Source organism: uncultured Duncaniella sp. (assembly GCF_910578445.1).
Lineage (GTDB): Bacteria > Bacteroidota > Bacteroidia > Bacteroidales > Muribaculaceae > Duncaniella.
On record NZ_CAJTQC010000004.1, the window covers coordinates 132089 to 138542 of the forward strand.

7 protein-coding genes are annotated in these 6454 nt (G+C 49.1%); 2 read left to right on the forward strand and 5 right to left on the reverse strand.

What is annotated here, in order from left to right:
* Positions 1 to 23 precede the first annotated feature (23 nt).
* Entirely contained in the window at positions 24 to 851 is an 828-nt protein-coding gene (locus tag QZ311_RS03770) for an EFR1 family ferrodoxin (RefSeq protein ID WP_297064114.1), read from the forward strand.
* Positions 852 to 913: 62 nt separating this feature from the next.
* Positions 914 to 1495, forward strand: a complete 582-nt coding sequence (gene rbr / locus QZ311_RS03775) for a rubrerythrin (RefSeq protein WP_297064117.1) — start codon at positions 914 to 916, stop codon at positions 1493 to 1495.
* Positions 1496 to 1630: 135 nt separating this feature from the next.
* Here the strand turns inward: rbr and QZ311_RS03780 are convergent, their stop codons facing one another.
* The 5 genes from QZ311_RS03780 to QZ311_RS03800 all read right to left on the reverse strand — a co-directional run.
* Positions 1631 to 1819: a hypothetical protein gene (locus QZ311_RS03780; RefSeq protein ID WP_297064120.1), complete on the reverse strand. Its 189-nt coding sequence runs from the start codon at positions 1817 to 1819 to the stop codon at positions 1631 to 1633.
* A complete protein-coding gene (locus QZ311_RS03785; protein WP_123613247.1) occupies positions 1812 to 2387 on the reverse strand; it encodes a zeta toxin family protein in 576 nt (191 codons plus the stop codon). The genes QZ311_RS03780 and QZ311_RS03785 overlap by 8 nt, the downstream gene beginning before the upstream one ends.
* Before the next feature lie 75 nt (positions 2388 to 2462).
* Positions 2463 to 4943 carry a bifunctional UDP-N-acetylmuramoyl-tripeptide:D-alanyl-D-alanine ligase/alanine racemase gene (locus tag QZ311_RS03790; RefSeq protein ID WP_297064138.1) on the reverse strand — a complete coding sequence of 827 codons (2481 nt, stop codon included), beginning with the start codon at positions 4941 to 4943 and terminating at the stop codon, positions 2463 to 2465.
* Entirely contained in the window at positions 4933 to 5931 is a 999-nt protein-coding gene (locus QZ311_RS03795; protein WP_297064123.1) for a GSCFA domain-containing protein, read from the reverse strand. The genes QZ311_RS03790 and QZ311_RS03795 overlap by 11 nt, the downstream gene beginning before the upstream one ends.
* A 114-nt stretch (positions 5932 to 6045) precedes the next feature.
* Positions 6046 to 6454 (reverse strand): transposase (locus tag QZ311_RS03800; protein ID WP_297064126.1); only part of this gene is annotated, 409 nt, incomplete at its 5' end.

The window sequence follows — 6454 nt, forward strand, 5'->3', positions numbered from 1 at the left end:
CATATCCTTTAGAGGCTTTTAGAATGATACTCTGGTTTTCAGGCACAGGCAATTCCCGTTTCGTAGCCGAATCACTGTCATCGCAACTCGGTCAGAAGCCCTTGGAACTGCGGCCGTCCGTTACCTCGGCTCCGGTTGCTCTTGACAACGATGACAGAACCGTCATATGGGTATGCCCCGTCTATTCTTGGGGCATACCCCCCTACATCCGCACCGTCATCAGGAATATACAGTTTAAAGTCACGGAAAAACATGCCGACGCTGTTGTCCACCATCTTGTACTTACATGTGGCGACGACTGTGGACTTGCGCCTGAAATGTGGCGCAAGGAGATTTCCTCACGTGGCTGGAAAGACGGTAACGCATATTCAGTGACAATGCCCAACAACTACGTATGCATGAGCGGATTTGATGTAGACCCTAAGGATGTCGAACAGCAAAAACTGAACTCTGCCCCCGCACGCATTGCCGAAATCGCAGCCGGAATCAAGAGTGCTACCGATGACCGAAAATGCCATACGGACGTAATCCGAGGGAGATTCGCTTGGATAAAGACCAAAATAATCTACCCTTGGTTTATCCGTAACGCAATGTCACCGAAACCGTTCCACTACACATCTGACTGTATTTCATGCGGACGATGCAGTGCCGTGTGTCCGATGCGCAACATTGAGATGAGCCCCGACGCTATGGCCGACCGCTCGGGACGCACACGCAAACACCCGCTATGGGGCGACAATTGCGCCGGATGTCTTGCCTGCTATCACATCTGTCCACGTCACGCAGTCATGTATGGCAAAGCAACCCGAAACAAAGGACAGTATTTTAATCCGAATGTGCGAACTCTTTAGGTCTTCCGGATGTTAATATTAAGCAAACTATTTTGCCCGACTTTAACATCACACAGAATCCTATGGAGAAAAAATCAATCAAAGGAACAAAGACCGAACATAATCTTCTCGCATCGTTCGCAGGCGAAAGCCAGGCACGTTCACGCTACACACTGTTTGCCAAGAAGGCACGTGAGGAAGGCTACGAGCAAATCGCACGAATATTCCTCATCACCGCCGAACAGGAACTCAGCCATGCCGAACTGTTCTTCTCGCGTCTTGAAGGCGGAGTCGTACAAATCGCAGCCGGCTATCCGGCAGGGGTCGTGGCCGACACTATGACCAACCTGCGCGAAGCAGCAGCCGGAGAGCGCGAAGAGTGGAGCGATCTCTACTCATCGTTTGCAGGAACAGCCGAGGAAGAAGGTTTTCCCGACATAGCAGCCCTGTTCAAGATGGTGGCAAAAGTCGAAATCCAGCACGAACAACGCTACCTGCGTCTGCTCGAACGCCTGACCAACGGACAGGAATTCTCAGGCGATGAGGAAGAAGAATGGCAATGCATGCATTGCGGCTACGTCCACAAAGGCAAGTCTGCACCCAAACGTTGCCCAGTCTGCGGCAAGGAGCAAGGCTACTTCGAACGCAAAGCCGACAACTATTAATCTCCCCAACAAGGTAAATGATTTTCAGGCCCGTATACATTGCGGGCCTTTTTAGCGTCCCCCCAAAGAACCCCATAAAAAATTCCGGTCGCGAATGTCATTATCGCGACCGGAATCTTCAAAGAGTCTTTTCTGTCACTTCCGCGCCTCTTGGGCTGCTTCGGCAAGAAAATGGTCAAGAGCGTCTTTGGCAGACATCGTGTAGATTGAGCCGTCATCATGAGCATAGACTACAGACTGTCCCTTAACGACTTTGTCGATAAGACACTTCTCTACGGCCAGTTCCATGCCTCGTGCAAGTCTTTCAGAAATATTGTCAGTCAATTTTATATTCTCCATCTTTTTTAATTCGGTCATACAATTCTGGTGCTAAGGTCAATGTGTCATTGGCCACCACACGGGGGCGGCAGCAGGTATTGTCGATGATAGTCCAACTGTCGACAATAGGCATGAAAAGATTAAACAAGTTACTGATACCATGGTGATAGCGACGGATAATTACATCCGTCGGGATATTATGGCCACCCTCGCTCACCCGCTGAGCCACACGTTTGATGGCAAGCTGTGGTGAAGACAGCCATATGTAGAGTAAATGAACGAGATACCCGAGCTTATGTGCTTTGGAAATCAGAGCGTGATAGCTTCGTGTGGCGAGAGTCGTTTCGATTGCAAAAGTGATGCCGTTATGCAACAGTTTCTCAATACGGTGAAGCATAATGCGCCCCGCTTCAAGGGAGACACTTTCCGGATGGAAAGGCGACAGTCCTTTAGCAATCTCATCGGCGTTGACAAACTGCTGGCAGTCAAGAACGTCAGGCAATATAGTGAACGAAGCTGTTGTCTTACCTGCTCCGTTGCAACCTGCGATGATGTATAAACTGGGCGATTTCATAATAATATCGGTTTTTAATTGTCAAATTTTTTTGACTGGGGGTGTGTTTTGTAAAGATTATAATTTTCAAACCGGCTATTCCCTGTAATAGACGCGTTTGACACGACTTGAAACAGAGGTCAGCACTTCATAGGGTATAGTTCCCAAGGTCTCCGCAAGAGTATCGACAGGGATGTTCTCGCCGAAGACCTCGACCCTGTCTCCGACGCTCACCTGAGCTACGTCCGTCACATCAATCATACAGGCATCCATGCAGATTGTGCCTACGGTCGGACATTTGACTCCTCTGACAACCATCCGGGCGTTACCATAGCCGAGATGCCTGTTGATGCCGTCGGCATAGCCGACCGGAACTGTCGCAATCACTGAGTCGCGCTTGAGAACTCCGCGCCTGTTATAGCCGACTGTAGTACCGGCTGGCCAATGTTTCAGAGACAGGATGACTGTATGGAGCGACGATACGGGACGGAGATCATCCTGCGAACCGTCGTGCATCGTTTTTATACCGTAAAGTCCGATTCCGAGACGCACCATGTCAAGCTGATGGTCGGGGAAACGTGTTATACCTGTCGAATTCAGTATGTGGCGCAGTATTTTCTGTCCGGGGAAGGCTGAAAGGACTGTCCGGCAACATTCATCAAAATATTCGAACTGAGCTTTCGTATAGTCATCCTCCATCGGATCATCGGCGGCACACAGGTGCGAGAAAATCGAACGTGGTGTCACACAGTCGGTATTCTTCAATATCTCAATCAACCGTGGAAGGTCTTCCTTCAGAAAACCGAGACGGTGCATGCCCGAATCAATCTTAATATGAATCGGGAAATTCTTTATGCCGTAATGTCCGGCCTCACGGATCAGAGCCTCAAGGAAATCAAAACTGTAAATTTCCGGTTCAAGACGGTCTGTGAAAATCGCATGGAAATTCTCGACCGTAGGATTCAGCACGAGTATCGGCATCGTAATTCCCGCACGGCGTAGTTCAGCACCCTCGTCGTGCACAGCAACGGCAAGATATGTCGCACCCTGAGCCTGAAGCGTGCGTGCAAGTTCGTGAGACCCTGCTCCGTAGCCTGAAGCCTTTATCATGCAGGCAATCCCCGTGGTCGGCTTGATGCGCGAACGGAAGGCGTTGAAATTATCCACCACGGCATCAAGATTGATTTCGAGCACTGTTTCATGCTGACGCGCCTCAAGCAGCTCGCATATACGTGCGAAACCGAACTCAGGAGCACCCTTTACCAGAATGAGCTCACGATTGAAATCACGGACCGACATCTTTTCGAGAAACTCTTCTGTCGTTTCGAAAAATTCTTTTTCAAGATTGAAGCATCCGGCATGGCGTTTCAGTTCCGGGCCGATTCCAATCAACCGTTTGATACCGGCCATGACAAGAAGCTCGGCCATCCTGATATAATCGTCGTCTGTAGCGCCTTCGCCACAGCTGAGGTCACTTACGATAAGGGTGGAAGAACGTCCGGCCACAGCCCTGCGGCGCATAAAATCAAGCGCCGGAGAGAGTGAGTTAAAATCGCTCGTATAACTGTCGTGTATGAGCAGACAGCCGTTGACACCTTCTATGACCTCAAGGCGTGTCCCTATCGGTGTCAGGCGCGACATGCGCTCTGCAATCACATCAGCCGGAATGTCAAGATAAAGCATTGTGGCCAGACAATGTACAGCATTCTCTAAGTCATGGTCATTGACAAACGGGATTTCCACCGTCATGAATTCTCCACCGAGATAGCTGTAGGTCAGACGCGACACACCTTTTTCGCTCTCCACATTTGCGATGAAAAGAGGAGAGCCGCTGTCTGTCCGTGACCAGCCAAGCTTCACGGCTACGTCAGGCATGCAGCGGCTTATGAGAGCGTCATCACTGTTATATATGACACATCTGCAATCGCTGAGCAAAGATGCTTTCTCACGGCACTTATCCTCTATTGACTGAAAACCGCTACTGTGTGCGTTTCCGATATTCGTGAATATTCCTATTTCCGGCCGGATTATAGCCTTGAGTCTCGCCATCTCACCGGGCATTGATATTCCGGCTTCAAAAATGGCAAGCTGAGTCCTGTCGTTTAATTCCCAGACCGAAAGAGGGACACCAATCTGCGAATTGTAGCTTCGCGGACTGCGCGTGATGACGATATCATCCTGCAGCAAGCTGTTGAGCCACTCTTTGACAATTGTCTTTCCACGGCTGCCGGTAATAGCTATGACAGGCACATCGAAACGGTCTCTATGGTGTCTTGCAAGTGTGTGGAGAACAGCAAGAGGGTTGTCGGTCACTATGAAATTCACACCATCGAGACTTCTCATGTCATCCGGAATTGCCGACACGACAAAATTTCTCACCCCTTTGTCGTAGAGCTGGCGCAGATAGCGGTGGCCATCGCCCGACTGAGTGGTAAGAGCAAAAAACAAGGTTTCGGAAGGATATGTCAGCGACCGGCTGTCGGTCAGCAATCGTGATATTTTCAAATTGCCATCCCCGATCAGACTTCCATTTCCGGAGCCTATAATCTCTAATATTTCAGAAATATTATATTCCATCATTAAATAAGCTATTTAAATAACGCATTGAAGCGTATTTGAGTTTTGGGAAACGGCTGATAAATGCCTCTGCAATGGCCATTTTCTCAGTCATTTCCTTTTCTCTCGATATGTTTGCCCCACTCAGCGACCGATGGGCAAGCCTGCGCGTAAAGGCCTCCCCTTCTGTCGCAAGAGCGAGCGTATCGTTGTCAAAATAAGTGTCCTTAAAAAGTTTATAGATATATCTCACCGCCTGCATCGACGGATGTTTCATATCGTCGGCATAAAAACGGTAGTCACGAAGATCGTCCATCATCACTTCGTATGCAGGAAAATAAGAAGTCTGCCCGGATGAATCATTACTTATGACACGGTCGACGGCAAGCAGGAGCGTCGATTTGGAAAGCTGATTTCCGTGAGCCCCCTGTTCATTATAGCGCAGAGGACTGACTGTAAAGATAATCCGCGCTGCCTGATTAACGCTCCTAATGGCTTCCAACGTACTGTTCAAAGCATCCTCGACCTCATCAAGTGTCAGATAGCGCACATCAAACACAGAACCGGGCAATTTATGGCAGTTTGCCACAACGTCGCCGGTATCGCGCAGCGTGAACACACGTGTCGTTCCCAAAGTGACAATCACGACTGATGCGTTTCTCAGGTTGCCGGCGGCCGTTTCAATCCGGCGGTTCATCCTCTCGACGGCATCTTCCCGATCTACGGCCGAATATCGCGAATGAAACAGGAAACTATGCCACATACCGCCGTTCTCAATGAGGCTCTCTGACTTAACAACGGTCTGGTTCGTCAACACTTCAAAAGCTCTCTGTATCGACAACGGATTGTAGATCGGACCGAATGGATTCACATCGGCATCAAACAGCCCGTCGCGCAGACAAGCCCCTATATTGTCAGAAAAACAAGAGCCCACAAGCACTATAGGCTCGCCATGTCTGACAAGTCCACTCATCCCGGACTCGGGACGTATGACCGTACGGAATTCCATGATTATTCCCTTTCGAAGAACTGATGATTGAGACAAAATTACTAATAATCTCAATACACCTGAATACAAAACCGCAATAAAAAACCGGCCATATCAAAAATTTCTCCCCGGTTTTTAACTACATGACAAAAATTTGAAAACATCGAAATCTGGGTTTCGCCAAGGTCGGTTAAGTACATCTGCAATCTCTTCAAGTCCATACTTGACCAATGATTTGGCGCGATAGCCATGGTTCATCATTCTGATTTTCTTGACATTTATATCTTTATGTTCTCCAACGAGATACGCCCATACCAAAGCCACGCAGACCATTGCTACGAGCCGCGAGATACGTTCCATATCCCGCAGATGCGTGTCCTCGATATTGAATCCGGACGATTTCATCGCCCGGAAGAGAGTCTCGATCTGCCAACGCTCCTTATACGTCTCTATGGCGTATTGAGGATGATTGAAGCATACAAGAATCTGAAGTTCCGGAACACCCCGGCTGTTTTTGAGTCTTGCGCCCGCGAGGTAAACGTAT